The organism is Streptomyces nanshensis, from assembly GCF_001751255.1.
GTDB classification, from domain to species: domain Bacteria; phylum Actinomycetota; class Actinomycetes; order Streptomycetales; family Streptomycetaceae; genus Streptomyces; species Streptomyces nanshensis_A.
Map to the genome: position 1 here is coordinate 1 of NZ_LJGW01000595.1, position 2,470 is coordinate 2,470.

Below are 2,470 nucleotides of genomic sequence, written 5' to 3' on the forward strand. Positions count from 1 at the left end.
CGGCCACCGCGCGCGCCGCCGGCACCGCGAGAACGGCGAAGGCACTCGGCACGGCGCGGACCGCCAAGTCGTCCGGCGGCTCCGCCGGTTCCCCCGTGCCCGCCCAGGGCGCCGGAGTCCGCCTCGCGCGGGCCCGCCCCCGGCTGCGGCTGATCGCCTTCGCCCTCACCGTCGTCATGCTGGTCTTCACCGCCCGGCTGCTTCAGGTACAGGCCGTCGACGCCAGCGCCTTCGCGGGCAAGGCCGCCGTCAACCGCTACATCACCGTGCCGCTCGCCGCCGAGCGCGGCACGATCTCCTCGCGCGACGGGGCGTCCCTGGCCAACACGGTCGACGCGTACGACGTGACGGCCGACCCGTATCTCTTCACGCGCAAGCAGACCGGCGTCGCGGACGCCCCCGAGCGCGCGGCCGCCCTGCTCGCACCCGTACTCGACGAGGACGAGCAGGAGTTGACGCGGAAGCTCGCCAAGAAGGACACGCGCTACGTGCTCCTCGCCCGCCAGCAGTCGCCGCGTACCTGGACGCGGATCAAGAACCTCAAGCGGGAGGTGGCCGCGAAGGCGGCCGAGGCCGGACGGCCCGCGGGCTCGGAGAAGACGGCCGCCGGCTCGGAGAAGTCCGCGGACGGCGGCGCGGACCAGGCCGCCGACGTGCTCGCGGGCGTCTACCGCGAGAAGCACCCCAAGCGCGTCTACCCGAACCGCGAACTGGCGTCGTCCGTCCTGGGGTTCGTCAACTCCGAGGGCCGCGGCGGCGCCGGCGTGGAGGCGCTGCTGAACGACAAGCTCTCCGGCGAGGACGGGAAGATCACCTACGCCCAGTCCGGGGGGCGGCAGGTGCCCACGGCAGGCGTACAGGAGCACCCCGCGCGCCCCGGTGCGAACGTACAGCTCACCCTCGACCGCGACATCCAGTGGGCCGCGCAGCAGGCGATCCGCGAACAGGTCGCCGCGTCCGACGCCGACAGCGGCTACGTGGTCGTCCAGGACACCCGCACCGGTGAACTGCTCTCCATGGCCAGCGCCCCCGACTTCGACCCCAACGACATCTCCCGCGCCGACCCGAAGGCCCTCGGCAACGCCGCCGCCCAGGACGTCTACGAGCCCGGCTCCACGAGCAAGGTGATGTCCATGGCCGCCGTACTGGAGGAGGGCAAGGCCACGCCGCTCACCGAGGTGACCGTGCCCAACCGCCTCAAGCGCGCCGACCGCGCCTTCGCCGACGACGTCGACCACGAGACCTGGCATCTGACGCTCAACGGCGTCCTCGCCAAGTCCAGCAACATCGGCACGATCCTCGCCACCGAGCAGCTCGGGGAGACCCAGAAGCAGGCCAACCGCGTGCTGCACCGCTACATGACCCGGTTCGGCATCGGACGTCCCACCGGGCTGGGGCTGCCGGGCGCGACCTCCGGGATCCTGGAGAAACCCGGCAAGTGGAGCGCGTCGCAGCAGTACACGATCCCGTTCGGGCAGGGCCTCTCGCTCAACGCCGTCCAGGCCGCGTCGATCTACTCCACGATCGCCAACGGCGGTGTACGGAACGTGCCTTCACTCGTACGGGGAACGACCGGTCCGGACGGGAAGTTCACCGCGGCCCCCGAGCCCGGCAAGCGCCGCGTGGTGAGCGAGAAGACCGCCAGGACGATCTCGCGGATGCTGGAGTCCGTCGTCAGCGACATGGAGGGCACGGGCACCAACGCGAAGATCCCCGGCTACCGCGTCGCGGGCAAGACCGGTACGGCCAACCGGGTAGACCCCGACACCGGCCGCTACGACGGATACACCTCGTCCTTCGCCGGCTTCGCGCCCGCCGACAAACCCCGCGTGACGGTCTACTGCGCCGTGCAGAACCCGAAGAAGGGCAGCTACTTCGGCAGCGACGTCTGCGGCCCCGTCTACAAGAAGGTCATGAAGTTCGCGCTGAAATCGCTCCAGGTCCCCCCGACCGGAGCAAAGGCCGATCCGCTGCCCGTCAGCGCCGAGAAGGACCGCGGGAAGAAGGACCGATGAGCCGGAAAGACCGCCCGCCGGAGCAGCGCACGACGTGTCCGCGCACCCCCGCCGCACCGCCGCGGACAGCCGGACGCCGCCCCTCCGTGGAGCCCCTCGCTTCGCGGCACAGCCCCCGCGCCCGGTACGCTCACCGCCGTGCCACAAGCTGATCAGAACTCCCTCTCGCCCTCGGCGGAGGGCCGCCCAGTCTCGTCTCCGCAGACGGCTCCGGTGACGACTCCGGCCGTCGCCGGTGACGCCGCCTCGGGGCCGCCGCGGCCCGCTCACGTACGGCCCGTTCCGCTCGCGGAGCTGGCCCGCCGGCTGGAGACGGCCGCCCCACAGGGCGCCGACGACGCCGCGGCGACGGGCATCACGCACGACTCACGTGCCGTACGGCCCGGCGACGTCTACGCCGCGCTGCCCGGCGCACGCTTCCACGGCGCCGACTTCGCGTCACAGGCCGCCTCCCT

2 protein-coding genes are annotated in these 2,470 nt (G+C 72.4%); both read left to right on the forward strand.

Annotated features, from left to right (window positions below; genetic code table 11):
• On the forward strand, nucleotides 1-2,015 hold a 2,015-nt coding region (locus tag AN218_RS30030; protein ID WP_420856034.1), incomplete at its 5' end, for a peptidoglycan D,D-transpeptidase FtsI family protein.
• Nucleotides 2,016-2,153: 138 nt separating this feature from the next.
• On the forward strand, nucleotides 2,154-2,470 hold a 317-nt coding region (locus AN218_RS30035), incomplete at its 3' end, for a Mur ligase domain-containing protein (RefSeq protein WP_244900837.1).